Genomic DNA, 14297 nt, shown 5'->3' on the forward strand with positions numbered 1-14297 from the left:
AGGAGGTAGCTATAGGCCCTTCAGCATTTTCAGCACCATACTGTTTTTAATGGCATCATCCAGGAATCCGTTGTTGTCTTTTTCCATATACATGATCACGCTCAGCAATTTGAGGATTTTGAAAGGGCTGATATCCGGTATCTTCCTGATGCCCTGCACGATTTCCAATCCTTCGGTCCATTCCTCCCAGGCAAAATCTATCAGCAGACCAGAATACATCAAGTGTTTCTTAAGCTCCTGACCCACAATATCAAAATCCATATAGCGCTTTCTGGCTTCCTCTGTCAGGGTTACAGGAACGGCTTTTTTCACCCTTTGGAATTCTTCTTCCATCGGTGAGATAAAAGTCTTTAAAGTTGAAAGGGCATTTTTTCCTTTTTCGGATCCAAGATAACTTTCAAAGTTCTCAATGGGGGTATGGACAGGTTTCATCACCTTTCAAGATATCCCAAAATTCTGGTTTCCTCAAAGCCTATTGCCGAAAATCCCTTTGACCGAAAAGGGATTTTACGGCAAGTGGCTGAACCGTAGGCCTGTCCATGCTGTCTATTCCGAAGTATGAGGAAGTGGCAGGGTGGTCAGGTTCAATATAAATGGGCTATCAAATTTGATAGGTCTAAATTAGAAAGCTTATAAAGAAAACATTCAATGGAGTTTGTTTTCTTTCTCAATACAAATCCAAACCTAGATGCTTTTGTAAAGCCAATTTTCTTACATCTTTTTGTTAATACTAAAGGCTTATTTTTTTTAGAAAATCTTCATCTTCAAGATTTACATCTTTTGCATTTGCCCATATATTCTCAAAATGCTCATCGACTCTTTTGTACAGGACACTCCCTATTCCACTTACTTTTATCTGTACGCCCTCTTCAGATAATCTATTATGTAGGTACAAACCCATGATGTAACTTGTACCATAACCGTAGATTGGGACGGATATAAACGAATCATATAATCTGACTTTAAAATTTTCTTTTTTCTCAATCCGTTTAAATATAGATTTGCATCTCCTTAAATTTTTGATGATTTCCTCTTTGATTTGGTCTTTATCATAATCTTTAAGTGATTTAGCCCTTTTGTCTATTGCTTCTTCACAACATGGATTGAGAAGGTTAATCCTAAATGCCACATTACGGTTTTCAATAGAATTTATAATTGTAGATTCCAATAAATTCAGTGTAGGTGTATAAATTTTAAGAATTTTAAATTCAGTGTTTTCAAGTTTCTCAATTTTTTGCCTTAATCTTTCCATTTCTAAAAAATCATAAGTATCTACGATACCAACTCTTTTTATATTTGAATATTTTGGCGGAATAGCTTCTTCAATAATACCTCTTAAATTCTTTTCAATACCGATTTTTTCTTTTTCATAGTAATCGAAAAGTTTAATTTTTTCATCCTCAACGTACTTTTCAATTTTTGCTTTTTCAATTTTCAAAAGTTCATTGGACTTTTGCTTTTCATCCAAAAAAATCCTCTGAATACTTTGTTGGGTTACATTAATAAAACTTCTCCTTAACAACACTTCATAAAGAAGTGAAATAATTCCAACGGTTAAAATTGTTGTACCTATAGACCCTATAGCGAATATGAATAATGGATCATAATCATATTTTTGAAAAATATAAGAAACTACTAATAGTCCTACCCCAAAAAAACCAAGTAATAAACTTACAATTACTGTCCTAAGGTTATATACCTCTAATTCTGCATTTTTATTTTCCATCAATTTGGATTTTTAGATTCAAACAAAATTATTTCAGTGTTAATCAAACAATCTATGAAAAAATTAAGGGATTTAAAGCATTTAAGCAAATTAAAAGCAAGATTTAAAAATCAAAAAACAGATTCTGATTTTCCAAATTTTAGGAACTTGACCTTCTATCAAGAACTAAATGTTTTTCTTCAACAATCATAGACATTGACAGTATCCTCTGTTGAACCTTGGTTTCCTGAATTATTTGTTATTCCATCAGAATTTGAAAATTCAATTCCTATAATAGCCGAACTTGTCAGGTTTGTTTGAAGAGATACTTAAATTTAATGAAAAGACAGATCATCCAAAAGCCAATTCATACCACTTGCTTCCAAGAAATTAAATTCCAATTGGCATGTCTATCTTGCTTTCAGTCAGGAACAGCCCCACAATGGTAAAATGCTGGTATCAGATTCGTTTTACTTGGGTTGTTTGTAGTATTTTTTAGTCAGGGATAAAAATCTAATTTGTTATCCTCAAAGCCTCTTGCCGAAAATCCCTTCCAATCCTTCCAATAATTACTTGATTTTCCGGTAAGTGGCTGCACAGTCGCTTTGACCCAACTGCCTGTTCCGAAGAATGAGGAAGTGGTAGGAGGGGAGGCTAAAACAATCCCTTCACCAATTTCAGCACCATACCGTTTTTAATGGAATCATCCAGAAAACTGTTGTTGTCTTTTTCCATATACATGATCACACTCAACAATTTGAGGATTTTGAAAGGACTGATACCAGGTATTTTCCTGATGCCCTGCACAATTTCCAATCCTTCGGTCCATTCCTCCCAAGCAAATTCTATCAGCAGCCCTGAATACATCAAGTGTTTCTTAAGTTCCTGCCCAACAATATCAAAATCCATATAGCGCTTCCTGGCTTCCTCAGTCAGGGTTACGGGAACGGCTTTTTTGACCCTTTGGAATTCTTCTTCCATCGGGAGGATAAAAGTCCTTAAAGTTGCAAGGGCATTTTTTCCTTTTTCGGATCCAAGAAAACTTTCAAAGTTCTCAAGGGGAGTATGTACAGGTTTCATCACCTTCCAAGATATCCCAAAATTCCGGTTTCCTCAAAGCCTCTTGCCGAAAATTCCTTTGACCGAAAAGGGATTTTACGGCAAGTGGCTGAACCTTATGTCTGTACATGATGCCTGTTCCGAAGTATGAGGAAGTGGCAGCTTGTCTTCCTTCAATACATTTTAAACCTATTGGTCTAAAAGCAACTTTGAATAATAAAAAAATTGCATCCCAGAATATGGGAATGACCTCAAACCATATCATTCATCAAGTGAAGTTGGAATTTGGAAAGTTCAATACTTAATCCTTGATTTTTTTAATGATTTTCCTATGATTAGTTTGGAAGTAAGATACCGATTGGTATCTTTGTTTATGCGTAATCCAGAATTGACAAAAGAAAAGATCATAAGTATTTCAGCAGGACTTTTTAATACGCAAGGGTATAAGGCTACATCGATCAGTGATATCACCAAAGCTACGGGTTTGACAAAAGGTGCAATCTATCGGCACTTTACAGATAAGGAGGATTTGGAAGAAAGTACCTTTCACTTTATGGCAGAAAAGATGAAAGGTAAGTTCCGAGAGGTCATTAAAAAAGAAATGACAGCTCCGGAAAAGTTGCTTGCGATAGCAGTGTTTTTCCGGACCTATGTGTTTACACCTGTGATTCAAGGAGGATGTCCGATTCTGAATGCAGGGGTGGAAACTGATGATACAAGACCAGAGCTCAATAAAAGTGTGAGAGACTTGTTAAATACGCTTCAATCCTCTGTAGAACATATTTTACAAAAGGGAATAAGCTATGGTCAAATTAAAGAAGATATTGAGGTTGAAAGGTTTGCATCAGTTTTCATAGCGACTTTGGAAGGTGGCGTTTTGTTGAGTAAAATCCGTCAGAGTCCAAAAGACCTATTTTGGGTAATTGAGGATTTGGAACAAAGAATTAAGAGTATATCGGCATAAAAAAATTTACCATATATGATACCGATTGGTATCTTAATTTAAATAATATGAAACGGATAATTTATCAATCTATTGGCCTGTACTTAAATACCCTCAATAAAATCAGCCCCAAGAAAGGTGGAGAAGTAGGGTATAGGTTATTTTGTAAACCCGGCAGGTCGAAACTCAAGAGGCAACACAAGGAGTTTTTCGATACTTCCGATCAGGAGGATTTTGATTTTAATGGGGTTAACATTAGGCTATATTCTTGGGGGCAAGGTCCTAAAAAAGTACTTTTTGTTCATGGTTGGCAAAGCCATAGCTATAGGTGGAAACAGTTTATTGCATTACTTCCCAAGGATGAATATACTTTGATTGCCTTCGATGCACCAGGGCATGGCCAAAGTGGAGGAGATCAGTTTCATGTACCCATGAATGCTTTTTTGATTTCTTTGTTGGTTGAAAAGTATGGTGGTTTTGATGCAGTTGTAGCCCACTCCATTGGAAGTTTTTCGGTGCTTTATGCCAAAACATATTACCATATCAACAAAATAGGCAAATTTGTTTCTATGGCCTCTCCAAGTCGTGCTGCTGAATTTTTTGCCTTTTATTCTTCTGCTTTACAATTGAAAAAGCATACCATGGATAATGTGACCAATGTTTTCCAAATGCAGGTAAGACATAAGGTTGAAGATATTTCTCTGGCCACATTTGCAAGATTCCTTGATATTCCGGGACTGATTATCCATGACAAAAATGACCCTGAAACCCCATATGCAAATGCCTTGGAGATGGCAGAGGTTTGGGTAAATTCTGAACTCATCACTACTAATGGATTTGGACACAATCTGAAGTCTCCAAATGTAGTAAGGTTAGTGGTTGATTATTTAAGGTAAAAAACAAGCTGAATGATTTATTTATTGGTCTCCTAACACCTATTCCATTTTGAGCATTTTAAAGTCAAACGTTTTTAATCGTTTTATGGTGTTTTGTAATTTTAGTATGTGTCCAATTCTGGATTTATTGTTTTTATTTCAAAACAATATCATTTCCCTAAAAACTATACTATCAGCCTGATTTTGTATAGTCATTTAGGTTTTCCGGAATCACAACTTTGTAGCATCATTTTAAAACAAAAATATGCTACAGATTAAAATAATTAAATGGGTATGTAAGGCCATAGTTGTTATGGGTTTGGCAATGAACTTTGGTTGGGTAAATGCCCAAGACCCCGTTAAACCAAAAACGGTGCTTGTTACAGGTGCTGCGAATGGCATAGGAAAAGCTACTGCAATTGCCTTTGCACAAAAAGGCTACATTACCTATGCTACTGACAAAAACATCTCGAAGATGCAGGATTTAACAGACCTTGGCTGTAGAGTGAGGTACATTGATGTTACCATTGATTCTATCATGGTCTCTGAAATTCGAGCCATAGAAGCCGAAACAGGAGGCATTGATATACTCGTAAACAATGCCGGATACGGACAAAATGGGTTTTTAGAAGAATTGTCAATCGAAAAAATTCAACAACAATTTGATGTGAACGTCTTTGGATTGATTCGAATGACACAGTTGGTCTTGCCTTTAATGCGGGAGCGGAAATCAGGTAGAATCATCAATATAGGTTCTGTTGGAGGTGAGTTCACTACTCCGGGGGCAACTGCCTATCACGCTTCAAAATGGGCTTTGGAAAGTATCACTGATGGATTTAGAGGAGAACTTCGTCCTTTTGGGATTGAAGTTGTACTGATCAAGCCTGGTGGAGTTTACACAAATTTCATGAGCACTGCTAATCAGCTGTATCCTGAACCTATGCCTGAAAGTCCTTACATGGAGATGCGAGAGAAATTTTTGGCTCAATCTAATGCGATGTTTGATCTTGAAAACCGCACATATGGTATTTTGACTCCAGAAAAAGTAGCAGAAGTGATTGTAAAATCAGCTGAAAAAAGAAAGCCCAAAACCCGATACCGCATTGGCGCCCTGGCCAAAATCACTCCTCGTATACGGGGATTAAAAAGTGATCGGGGTTTCGATAAGTTTATGTTGCGCCAATTCAATGTCAGCACTGAAAAAGGAGAATCAGTCTTTTAAAAAATTTAGGTTATGAAAACTGTATTAATAACAGGAGCTTCTTCAGGAATTGGAAAAGAGACCGCTAAGCTATTTAGAGACAAAGGATTTCAGGTAATTGCCACATCCCGGAGGGTAGAAAATATGGTAGACTTGGAAGAAATAGGCTGTTTCGTTCTGTCAATGGATGTTACTAAGGAAGTAAGTATTGAAAATGCATTTCAAAAAATCTTCTCCAAAACGAAGCAAATAGATATTTTGGTCAATAATGCCGGTTATTGTCAGAATGGTTTTGTAGAAGAATTGACCATGGAAAACCTACATTATCAGTTTGATGTTAATGTTTTCGGATTGATCCGGGTTACCCAAAAGGTTTTACCCTTGATGCGAAAAAATAGAAATGGGAGAATCATCAATATTGGTTCCGTAGGTGGTGATTTTACATCTGCAGGAGCAAGTGCCTATCATGCATCAAAGTATGCATTGGAAAGCTTTAGCGATGGGCTTAGGCAGGAGTTGGCACCATTTGGTATTCAAGTGGTTTTAGTAAAACCAGGAGGAGTCGAAACAGATTTCCTTAATCATAGCAAAGTGTTTTACCCTGAGCCTTTGGAAGGAAATCCATATGGTAAAATGAGGACTAACTTCGGAAAAATGATAGATTCGATTTTGAATAGTTCAAATAGCGCTTTTCCCATTTTAAAACCTAAAGTAGTAGCCGAAATAATTGTGCAAAGTAGCGTTTTAAATAAACCAAAATCCAGAATCAGGATAGGTCGAACGGCTAAGATAATGCCAGTAATGAAAAGACTTTTGAGTGATCAGGCTTTTGATAAAATGATCTTAAACCAATTAGGACTTTTGAAATGATTGATTTTGCAGAAACAGTACTTTGGTATTACAAAAGCGAGCGCAATGAAGCATTGTGGCTAACTGGTTTTGGAGTGATGGTTGTGATTATTGATGCTAAGATCTTGCTTAACATGAATTCAAATGATATGTTGAGAGGATTGTTTTATCCCTTGCTATTTTTGGGTTTGCTCGGGCTATTTGCCGGAGGATTTAACGCTATAAACAATCAAAAAAGGCTGGCGGAACTTCCTTTAGAATTTGCGAAAGATCTAAGGTCTTTTAAAATAAAAGAAGCAGAACGATTTGAGAAGTCAGGAGGAGTTAATAGCTGGTGGATGCCCTTAAAAATCATTTGGACAGGTATATTGTTGGTTGGAATTTTTCTTGGATTTTGGGGCGTGGGCGATTGGTGGTACGGCTTAGCCATTGGACTTCTCCTTTGGGGGGTATTTGGTTGGGTGGTCGATGGATTTGCCCATCAACGTGCAAGGATTTATACTATCGAACTCATAAAACCATGAAAGAAATTAAACATCTACGTTCCATTAGTCAATTGCACCAAATGCTGGGATTTGACAAACCAAAGCATCCTCTTATAACGGTGCTGGACTATAACCAAATCCATATCCAACCGGATTATTTAAACATTCGATTAGTCAATGATTTCTATTTGATAAGTCTTAAAACCCCATCCCCACCTTCTTTGCGCTATGGGAGACAATCCTATGATTTTGAGGAAGGCACCCTGATGTTTTTGGCTCCAGGTCAGGTTTTCTCAGTAGGTGATCTAAATGAGGATGTAAGCTTCCAGGGATGGGGCTTGTTTTTCCATCCTGACCTAATTTTACCTACATCTTTGGGTAAAAAAATCAAAGAATTTGGTTTTTTTAGCTACAGTGTGAACGAAGCCCTGCATGTCTCGGATGAAGAACAGAAAATGTTGAATATGCTCATCAAAAGCATCCAATTGGAATACCAGAGCAAACTCGACCGGCAAAGCCATGCGGTAATCTGTACCGCCATTGAGCAACTCTTGAACTACTCTCAGCGGTTTTATGGACGACAGTTTATCACCCGACAAAAACAAAACCTAGATGTCATTTCACGCTTTGAAAAGCTAGTGCGAGAATATCTAGATTCAAATGCAATTGCTGAAAATGGTATACCACAAGTAGATTTTTTCTCTGAACAACTGCATTTGTCTTCGGGCTATTTGAGTGATCTGCTGAAAAAAGAGACAGGGAAAACCATCAAAGAATATTTAAACCTTGAAATCATCGAAATTGCAAAATACCGATTGCTTAATACCAATGATACGGTCTATGAAATTGCCTACGGATTGGGTTTTGAGTACCCGCAGTATTTCTTTCGCATGTTTAAGTCTAAAGTGGGGATGACGCCATTGGCATTTAGAAGTTTGAATTGATTGACAAGACAAATAAGACTTGACCTATTTTGGAATTCGCAATTTTCCATTATCACAATTTAATTGGTTTAGAAGGAATAGAATATTGTCAACGCTGCCTTATGAGGTAAAAAGAGGTAGAAGCATTACCTCCATAATATCCGTTTCAATCTAATATTCTGAAAGCAACTCTAAAAATAATTTATTAAACTCCGTACCGGAATACGGATTTTGACTGCTGACCAAATTTCGGTCTCTGACAGCATAACCCTTTCCGGGTCTTCCTTTTTCATAAATCAATCCAAGTTTCTTTAGCTGACCTGCAATTTTCCGGTTTTCCGGTTTCCCTTTCATTATAAATCTCTCTATATAAAATTCTTCCACAGGGCTTACCGAATTGACCCTGTATCCGACAAATGGATTTTCATCTTTGGGTATGGTAGTGATCAAAACAGGGGCATGACAAATGAGACCCATCGCGCTATTGTTATTTGCAAATGCTTTCAACAATATGGGAATATTAGGGTCATGGTAAAGGTCAACCATTAGACCCTGTCCTCCTGGAATAACCAATCCGATATATTCCCCGGATCGGTCAATTGCATTTTCCAAAGTTATTGGATTTGAAAAATTTTGATTCTTTTCCCAAAAATCCATTGCCTCTTGTTTTAAGGCCGGATTTTCTTTCCAGTAATCATCTTCAAGGCTTTCCTGATCGATGGTCGCCTTTCGTCCATTAGGTGTTGCAAAGTCCACCTCATATCCTTCTGTAGCAATTGCTTTGTAAGCGTAGTAAAATTCATTGAGGAAAACCCCCGTTTGTCTTTCTTTTTTGCTGCTATTGAGTAAAAGAGTATCCTCCGCACTCAAAACAAAAAGTATCTTTTTGTTTTGACCCTGAACAGTGAAATTCGAATAGAACATAATAATTGTGAATAAAATGATTGACTTTTTCATTTGATTTGTTTTTAGAGTTCGTTTGATTTTTTATATTTCCTGAATGCATACCAGCCCAATCCTAGAAAAGCATAGATAGAAAGTGATGCGTAGATCGCAGGATTTGGATTATTCAGACTGCTGATAGACCCTGAATATGAGGCTATCAAAGCATACGGCATTGTATTTAGACACCAATACTGTAAGAATTTTCTAAAATCCATTCCGGTCATCCCTGCCAAGCATGCAGAGACTTCCGGTAAAATAGGAGATACCCTACTTAGCAGAATCATTACGGTGCCATAGTTGTTAAAGCTGATGATTGCCTCCTTCCTCTTACTTTCAATCGGAACAATTTTCTTTAAAACCCTATCTCCGAATTTTTTACTGATCGTATATCCTGCAATTCCAGCCATCAGCATTCCCGTGACAGCTGCCAATCCACCATAGCCAAAGCCAAGAAAGTGTCCCGAAAGTACCGTAACGGTCAATGTAGGTATGGCAATAAACAGGTCAATGAACAAGATGAGAACTACCAGGATGAAAAGGTATATGGGATTTATTTCCTGGGCTTTTTCTAACCATTCAAGGATGTCTTCCAGACTGAATATCCCAGTAAACCGGGCAATTAGAAATGTAGAAGCAAAAAATAGGGTTAGGATAAATATTATTTTTAGGATAGCCCTCATTATTCCCCTCCGTTTTTCATGATGTATTCTGCCAATGCTGGACTTATCCGATTGATAATCTTCAATAGTTTTACCTTACCGATGTTGATCTCATAATGGTCTTTCTTAAAGGAGGTAATAAATTCCTCAACAAGTTTTTCTGGACTGATTTTACCTTTTCCCCTTCCTGCTGTCATTTGGGTGTCTACCAAAGGAGGGATGATTTCAAAAACCTTGACATTATTAAGCTGATAACGAAGTGCTTTGGTAAAAATATGTAAACCTGCTTTGGTACCACAGTATACCGGTGCCTGCTTTTTGGGGACCAATCCCAGACCTGAAGATACATTGACAATCGCCGCATTGGGGTTTAACTGAAGAGTTGGCAAAAAGAGACTTATCAATTTGATGGGAGCCAGAAAATTGATGTTGATTTCCTGTTCGATTTTCCCTAAATGAGCATCTTCTTCTTCAAAATAATAGTTATGTTGAATACCTGCATTATTGATTAAAATGTTTGTGTCCGGATGTTCCTGTTCTATAAATAGGATCAGTCTATCCAATTCTTCTGATTGGGAAATATCGCAGGGGAATGGAATTATTCGGTTGTTTTTCAGGGCAAGTTGATTGAGCTTTTCTTTATTCCTCCCTAATGCAATAACCTGATTATCTAGTCTGATAAATGTATTGAGCAATGCTTCCCCTATTCCTGATGTTGCTCCTGTAATAAGGATTTTATTTCCCTTCAGCTTCATGATCCTGATTATTTAATTCAGTACAAATTTGATGGCTTAATGGAAGGTTTCCATTTACATATGTAAAGGAATAATAGGAAAGGAAAATTATTTTTGGCTTCTAATCCGACTCAGCTGAGTCGGGGTTACCCCAAGATAGGAGGCGATTTGATATTGGGGAATAAGCTGTTCTAAATCCGGATGTTCTTTTTGAAAAATGGTATAGCGCTCTTTAGCTTCAAGTGTGGCGAGTTCGATTTCCCTTTTTTCTTTATTCACAAAAAAACGCTCTGCCAGGATTCGGGCCAACCGCTCAACAAGAGGATATTGATCATATAGGCTTTGAATGCTTTCAAAGGAGGCAATCCAAACCGTACAATCTGTCAAACAGTCAATATCTATTAAATTACTTTGACCTGTTACCAGAGAAGAGTAAGCGCCCACAAAAGATCCGTGAGTGAAAAAAGTTTTGTTGTATTGTTCCCCATTGTTCATCGAAAAATAAGCCCTTAACACACCAGATTCTACAAAACCTATCTGTTTTGAAAATTCCCCCTTTTTGGCGAAAACAGAACTTTTCGCTAGTTGTACCTTGGAGAATTTAGAAACTATTAGATCCAAAGTTTCGGGATCAAAATTGACGAGGGATTTTAATGAGTTTTTGAGCAATGACATTTTTAAAATTAAATTAATTTTTAAATTAAATTGTTTGAAATTTAATGTTGGGGAGTTTTGGTAGTATTATACCTAAAAAAGACTATTTCTATCAGGGTAGATTGGGAAATGAAATTACAACTGAACAAGGATTCAAGGCTATGGAGTTGTACGCGCTAAATGTTCTTGCTCAAATAGATAAAAAGGTTGGCTTTGATAAAATCATTGGATTGAATCACATTGGACTAGTATCTGGGGAGTGGTATCATTCATTTCTATTTTGAAGTCTCATGAAATTTTCATCAATGAATTCTTTTTCAATGAAATAGGTTACAAAACATCTCTGATATCCGGATTTTTTTTAAAAATGCTCTTGGCGAATGGGCACAATGGGATAATTTTTATTCCTTTTTCTCTAGCAAATTCTACAGCTTTTAAAACCATTTGTTTGCCAGCATTTTTACCTTTTAATGGTTCATTGACTTCTGTATGGTCAATAATAATTTTATCCCTACCAACCCATATATAGGACATCATTGCCTCTTGAATTTTATTTTCAAGAATGTAGAATTCACCTTTGTTTCCATTATCTTTTCTTAAGATTTCCATTTATAAGTAATAGGATTAATTGAAATTTGATTTATTAGATTTTTTGATAGGGGAGATCATAGCTCTGAAAAGCAAGTATAATTTTATATCTATATTTGAGGAACCAGTCTAAAAAATAACCTTGTTGATTGTTTAATAAATGTCATACAATCAATTCTTTTAGGCTGATTGTTTGGATGGCCACCAACTCTCAAATTGACATTAGTATTTAAACCCTCATTTAATGGTTTGGCTGAACTCATTACTGATTCTGCCCTGTGGAGTCACTATGATGTACCGTAGTGTAAGAGGACCATGTTCTTTTCTTGTTACCGGAGCCAAAAATGGACTGGTGTATAACATTCCGGTAGGATCTGCTTTGTAACTGTCCACCGTATAATACACTTGACTTTTATCTACGAGCGATTCTATGCTGATTCGATGTCTGCCAGTTGCCATGTCCCTGCTGATGGTGACTTCTGCTTCCGGAATTCTAAAGAAAACGTTTGATTTTTCCAGTTCTGCCAATCGTTTTGGCAACCTTTTTTTGCTGAATTCACCATAGTCTTTTTTGTTCCCCGGGGTCCAAGCTACTTCTGATAAAGCAAGCATCCTTGGAAAAATGAAATATTCCAACTTGTTGTTGGTAGAGATATATTCTGTCCAAAGATTCCCTTGAACACCCAAAATGAATTTTTGTTCTTCAATACTTAAGGCTGTTGGTCTAGGAGAATAGCCATATACCTTTTCCAAGGGCAGAAATCCATGAATAGCCAAGGGTTCAGTGGTTTGATCTTCGGCATAGTAATGGTCAAAATACATATGGGTATTTGGAGACATGATTACATCATGGCCCATTTTGGCGGCTGCAATTCCCCCGTCTTCACCCCTCCAGCTCATCACTGTTGCATTTGGGGCCAACCCACCTTCAAGTATTTCATCCCATCCGATCAGGTTTCTTCCGTTTTTGTTAAGGAACTTTTCAATTCTTCTGATAAAATAACTTTGCAGTTCATGTTCATCCTTTAATTTTTCCTTCTTGATCACTTTTTGGGCTATTTCGGAGGTTTTCCAGTGGTCTTTGGGGACCTCATCACCTCCAATGTGAATGTACTTACTTGGAAATATGTCCATCACTTCTGTCAATACATCCTCCAGAAAAGTGAAAGCAGCGTCCGTAGGACCAAAAATATTATATTGTACGCCCCAAAAACCAGGAACTGAAATACTCAAATCATTGTCTAAAGGTTCACCTTTTTCATTGGTCCCCGAAATTGTTCCTGCTTGAGGAACCCCATTGACCAAAGGGAAACTTCCAAGTTCTGGATATGCTGCCAATACGGCTGAGCTATGTCCGGGGAGTTCTATTTCAGGAATTACAATAATTTGCCTTTCTGCGGCGTAACGTACGATTTCTCGGGCCTCATCCTGGGTATAGAATCCCCCATGAGGTTTACCGTCATAAATCAAAAGTTCCCTGTCATACTGTTTACCGATGATGGTGGAATCCCTCCAAGCAGAGATTTCGGTCAACTTGGGATATTTTTTGATTTCCAATCTCCAACCCTGATCTTCAGTCAGGTGCCAATGGAGACGGTTAAGTTTATAGTGAGCCATCAAATCAATGATTTTTTTGATCTGATCCACAGGAAAATAGTGCCTTGCCACATCCAACATCAAACCCCTGTAATCAAATTCGGGCTTATCTTCAATCCTCATGGCCGGTATCGTCAACCCACCATCTTTTACTTCTATTAATTGCAAGGTGGATTGTAACCCATAGAAAATACCCGCTTCCCCTCCTTTAATTTCAATTTTATCAAAATGTATATCCAAAAGATATCCTTCAGGATTATCACCCCGTACCGAAGTCAATATAATATGTGGTCCGGATTGTGGGATCTGTGTAATGAAAAGTCTGAATCCATGCCTTTTCTCTAAAAAATCATTGAACAACTCTGCTGATTTTCGGCTGTCTTGGCTTTTGGCTAAAATGGGTATGCCTGCATTTAAATTGAATTCTCCTATCCCTTCAATCACATTCATAGGCTTGGGAATAATGCCCTGTGCCATTGAAGAATAGATGAAAAGAACCATTAATAATTGGGAGAGGAACATGCCACCCATTTTTTTTCTAATAAATTTTGGAAAATACATGCAGGTTATAAATTGGAGTGTTGGATAAATAGGATTTATTTAATTATTGAAAGAAAATTAACTGTAATTTTTGGGAGCATCTGATCCAAACATCCTCATTGAGCCACAGTTTAATTGAAAGTTACTTTTAGGCAATTCAGGCAACAAGTGAAATATTTCTGAATATCATTAAAAAAGGATGATCGATGAAAATCGACCTTTAAGTGATAAAACAAAATGTCCGTTCAATTCCAAAATAACCTGCTTGATTTGCTAGGGGCTTAATTTGATTGACTGCCAACATTTTCAACTTTCAGGTTTGCCACCCTTCAGATTTTTCAAGGATCCTTGCAGAATCTCAGCCATATGAAACCAATTTAGATCCCCTTGGGTGGAATCGATGCAGTAATTAATTTTTGTATTTTTCTACTAATTTTCCAAAGTTTACGTTTTAAGTGTTTTGTCCGTATTTTGAAATGATTCGGGGTAATTTGATTCATTTCCAAATTCTTCAAAATGTTCTTTGGTCTTATCATTATGG

The 14297-nt window shown here is 37.0% G+C and carries 16 protein-coding genes; 6 read left to right on the forward strand and 10 right to left on the reverse strand.

Annotated elements, in window-relative coordinates:
• Positions 1 to 9 precede the first annotated feature (9 nt).
• The 4 genes from HMJ38_RS01835 to HMJ38_RS01850 all read right to left on the reverse strand — a co-directional run bounded on the left by HMJ38_RS01835 (position 10) and on the right by HMJ38_RS01850 (position 3029).
• Positions 10 to 432 (reverse strand): DUF6508 domain-containing protein, encoded by a 423-nt coding sequence (locus HMJ38_RS01835; protein WP_194972660.1) that lies wholly within the window; start codon positions 430 to 432, stop codon positions 10 to 12.
• 298 nt (positions 433 to 730) lie between these two features.
• On the reverse strand, positions 731 to 1726 hold the full coding sequence (locus HMJ38_RS01840) for a hypothetical protein (protein WP_194972661.1): 996 nt from the start codon (positions 1724 to 1726) through the stop codon (positions 731 to 733).
• Positions 1727 to 2359: 633 nt separating this feature from the next.
• Entirely contained in the window at positions 2360 to 2785 is a 426-nt protein-coding gene (locus tag HMJ38_RS01845) for a DUF6508 domain-containing protein (RefSeq protein WP_194972662.1), read from the reverse strand.
• Complete coding sequence (locus tag HMJ38_RS01850) at positions 2760 to 3029, reverse strand: hypothetical protein (RefSeq protein ID WP_194972663.1); 270 nt, start codon at positions 3027 to 3029, stop codon at positions 2760 to 2762. The genes HMJ38_RS01845 and HMJ38_RS01850 overlap by 26 nt, the downstream gene beginning before the upstream one ends.
• 66 nt (positions 3030 to 3095) lie before the next feature.
• Between HMJ38_RS01850 and HMJ38_RS01855 the strand changes: the two genes are divergently transcribed.
• From HMJ38_RS01855 to HMJ38_RS01880, 6 genes are all read left to right on the forward strand, one after another.
• Positions 3096 to 3728: a TetR/AcrR family transcriptional regulator gene (locus tag HMJ38_RS01855; RefSeq protein WP_194972664.1), complete on the forward strand. Its 633-nt coding sequence runs from the start codon at positions 3096 to 3098 to the stop codon at positions 3726 to 3728.
• 47 nt (positions 3729 to 3775) lie between these two features.
• Positions 3776 to 4603, forward strand: a complete 828-nt coding sequence (locus HMJ38_RS01860) for an alpha/beta fold hydrolase (RefSeq protein WP_194972665.1) — start codon at positions 3776 to 3778, stop codon at positions 4601 to 4603.
• Between the two features lie 244 nt (positions 4604 to 4847).
• On the forward strand, positions 4848 to 5804 hold the full coding sequence (locus HMJ38_RS01865; protein WP_194972666.1) for an SDR family NAD(P)-dependent oxidoreductase: 957 nt from the start codon (positions 4848 to 4850) through the stop codon (positions 5802 to 5804).
• Between the two features lie 12 nt (positions 5805 to 5816).
• Entirely contained in the window at positions 5817 to 6653 is an 837-nt protein-coding gene (locus HMJ38_RS01870; RefSeq protein ID WP_194972667.1) for an SDR family NAD(P)-dependent oxidoreductase, read from the forward strand.
• The gene (locus HMJ38_RS01875; protein WP_194972668.1) at positions 6650 to 7156 is read left to right on the forward strand and encodes a hypothetical protein; all 507 of its coding nucleotides are present in this window, start codon (positions 6650 to 6652) and stop codon (positions 7154 to 7156) included. The genes HMJ38_RS01870 and HMJ38_RS01875 overlap by 4 nt, the downstream gene beginning before the upstream one ends.
• The gene (locus tag HMJ38_RS01880) at positions 7153 to 8061 is read left to right on the forward strand and encodes a helix-turn-helix domain-containing protein (RefSeq protein WP_194972669.1); all 909 of its coding nucleotides are present in this window, start codon (positions 7153 to 7155) and stop codon (positions 8059 to 8061) included. The genes HMJ38_RS01875 and HMJ38_RS01880 overlap by 4 nt, the downstream gene beginning before the upstream one ends.
• A gap of 150 nt (positions 8062 to 8211) precedes the next feature.
• Here the strand turns inward: HMJ38_RS01880 and HMJ38_RS01885 are convergent, their stop codons facing one another.
• From HMJ38_RS01885 to HMJ38_RS01910, 6 genes are all read right to left on the reverse strand, one after another.
• On the reverse strand, positions 8212 to 8997 hold the full coding sequence (locus HMJ38_RS01885; RefSeq protein WP_194972670.1) for a DJ-1/PfpI family protein: 786 nt from the start codon (positions 8995 to 8997) through the stop codon (positions 8212 to 8214).
• A gap of 11 nt (positions 8998 to 9008) precedes the next feature.
• Positions 9009 to 9665 carry a TVP38/TMEM64 family protein gene (locus HMJ38_RS01890; RefSeq protein ID WP_194972671.1) on the reverse strand — a complete coding sequence of 219 codons (657 nt, stop codon included), beginning with the start codon at positions 9663 to 9665 and terminating at the stop codon, positions 9009 to 9011.
• Complete coding sequence (locus HMJ38_RS01895) at positions 9665 to 10399, reverse strand: SDR family oxidoreductase (protein WP_194972672.1); 735 nt, start codon at positions 10397 to 10399, stop codon at positions 9665 to 9667. Before HMJ38_RS01895 ends, HMJ38_RS01890 begins: the two co-directional genes overlap by 1 nt.
• 87 nt (positions 10400 to 10486) lie before the next feature.
• A complete protein-coding gene (locus HMJ38_RS01900; RefSeq protein ID WP_194972673.1) occupies positions 10487 to 11053 on the reverse strand; it encodes a Crp/Fnr family transcriptional regulator in 567 nt (188 codons plus the stop codon).
• A gap of 309 nt (positions 11054 to 11362) precedes the next feature.
• Entirely contained in the window at positions 11363 to 11641 is a 279-nt protein-coding gene (locus HMJ38_RS01905) for a GNAT family N-acetyltransferase (protein ID WP_194972674.1), read from the reverse strand.
• Positions 11642 to 11857: 216 nt separating this feature from the next.
• Positions 11858 to 13777 (reverse strand): beta-N-acetylhexosaminidase, encoded by a 1920-nt coding sequence (locus tag HMJ38_RS01910; RefSeq protein ID WP_228779828.1) that lies wholly within the window; start codon positions 13775 to 13777, stop codon positions 11858 to 11860.
• Positions 13778 to 14297: the final 520 nt, after the last annotated feature.

The sequence above is a fragment of the Aquiflexum lacus genome, assembly GCF_015476655.1.
Classification (GTDB): Bacteria; Bacteroidota; Bacteroidia; order Cytophagales; family Cyclobacteriaceae; genus Aquiflexum; species Aquiflexum lacus.

Bases quoted from the DNA above. Each gene is read 5' to 3' on its own strand.
- HMJ38_RS01885 (WP_194972670.1), bottom strand. From the start codon at position 8,997: ATGAAAAAGTCAATCATTTTATTCACAATTATTATGTTCTATTCGAAT.
- HMJ38_RS01865 (WP_194972666.1), top strand. From the start codon at position 4,848: ATGCTACAGATTAAAATAATTAAATGGGTATGTAAGGCCATAGTTGTT.
- HMJ38_RS01880 (WP_194972669.1), top strand. From the start codon at position 7,153: ATGAAAGAAATTAAACATCTACGTTCCATTAGTCAATTGCACCAAATG.
- HMJ38_RS01855 (WP_194972664.1), top strand. From the start codon at position 3,096: ATGATTAGTTTGGAAGTAAGATACCGATTGGTATCTTTGTTTATGCGT.
- HMJ38_RS01850 (WP_194972663.1), bottom strand. From the start codon at position 3,029: ATGATATGGTTTGAGGTCATTCCCATATTCTGGGATGCAATTTTTTTA.
- HMJ38_RS01845 (WP_194972662.1), bottom strand. From the start codon at position 2,785: ATGAAACCTGTACATACTCCCCTTGAGAACTTTGAAAGTTTTCTTGGA.
- HMJ38_RS01900 (WP_194972673.1), bottom strand. From the start codon at position 11,053: ATGTCATTGCTCAAAAACTCATTAAAATCCCTCGTCAATTTTGATCCC.
- HMJ38_RS01910 (WP_228779828.1), bottom strand. From the start codon at position 13,777: ATGTATTTTCCAAAATTTATTAGAAAAAAAATGGGTGGCATGTTCCTC.
- HMJ38_RS01870 (WP_194972667.1), top strand. From the start codon at position 5,817: ATGAAAACTGTATTAATAACAGGAGCTTCTTCAGGAATTGGAAAAGAG.
- HMJ38_RS01895 (WP_194972672.1), bottom strand. From the start codon at position 10,399: ATGAAGCTGAAGGGAAATAAAATCCTTATTACAGGAGCAACATCAGGA.
- HMJ38_RS01840 (WP_194972661.1), bottom strand. From the start codon at position 1,726: ATGGAAAATAAAAATGCAGAATTAGAGGTATATAACCTTAGGACAGTA.
- HMJ38_RS01905 (WP_194972674.1), bottom strand. From the start codon at position 11,641: ATGGAAATCTTAAGAAAAGATAATGGAAACAAAGGTGAATTCTACATT.
- HMJ38_RS01890 (WP_194972671.1), bottom strand. From the start codon at position 9,665: ATGAGGGCTATCCTAAAAATAATATTTATCCTAACCCTATTTTTTGCT.
- HMJ38_RS01860 (WP_194972665.1), top strand. From the start codon at position 3,776: ATGAAACGGATAATTTATCAATCTATTGGCCTGTACTTAAATACCCTC.
- HMJ38_RS01875 (WP_194972668.1), top strand. From the start codon at position 6,650: ATGATTGATTTTGCAGAAACAGTACTTTGGTATTACAAAAGCGAGCGC.
- HMJ38_RS01835 (WP_194972660.1), bottom strand. From the start codon at position 432: ATGAAACCTGTCCATACCCCCATTGAGAACTTTGAAAGTTATCTTGGA.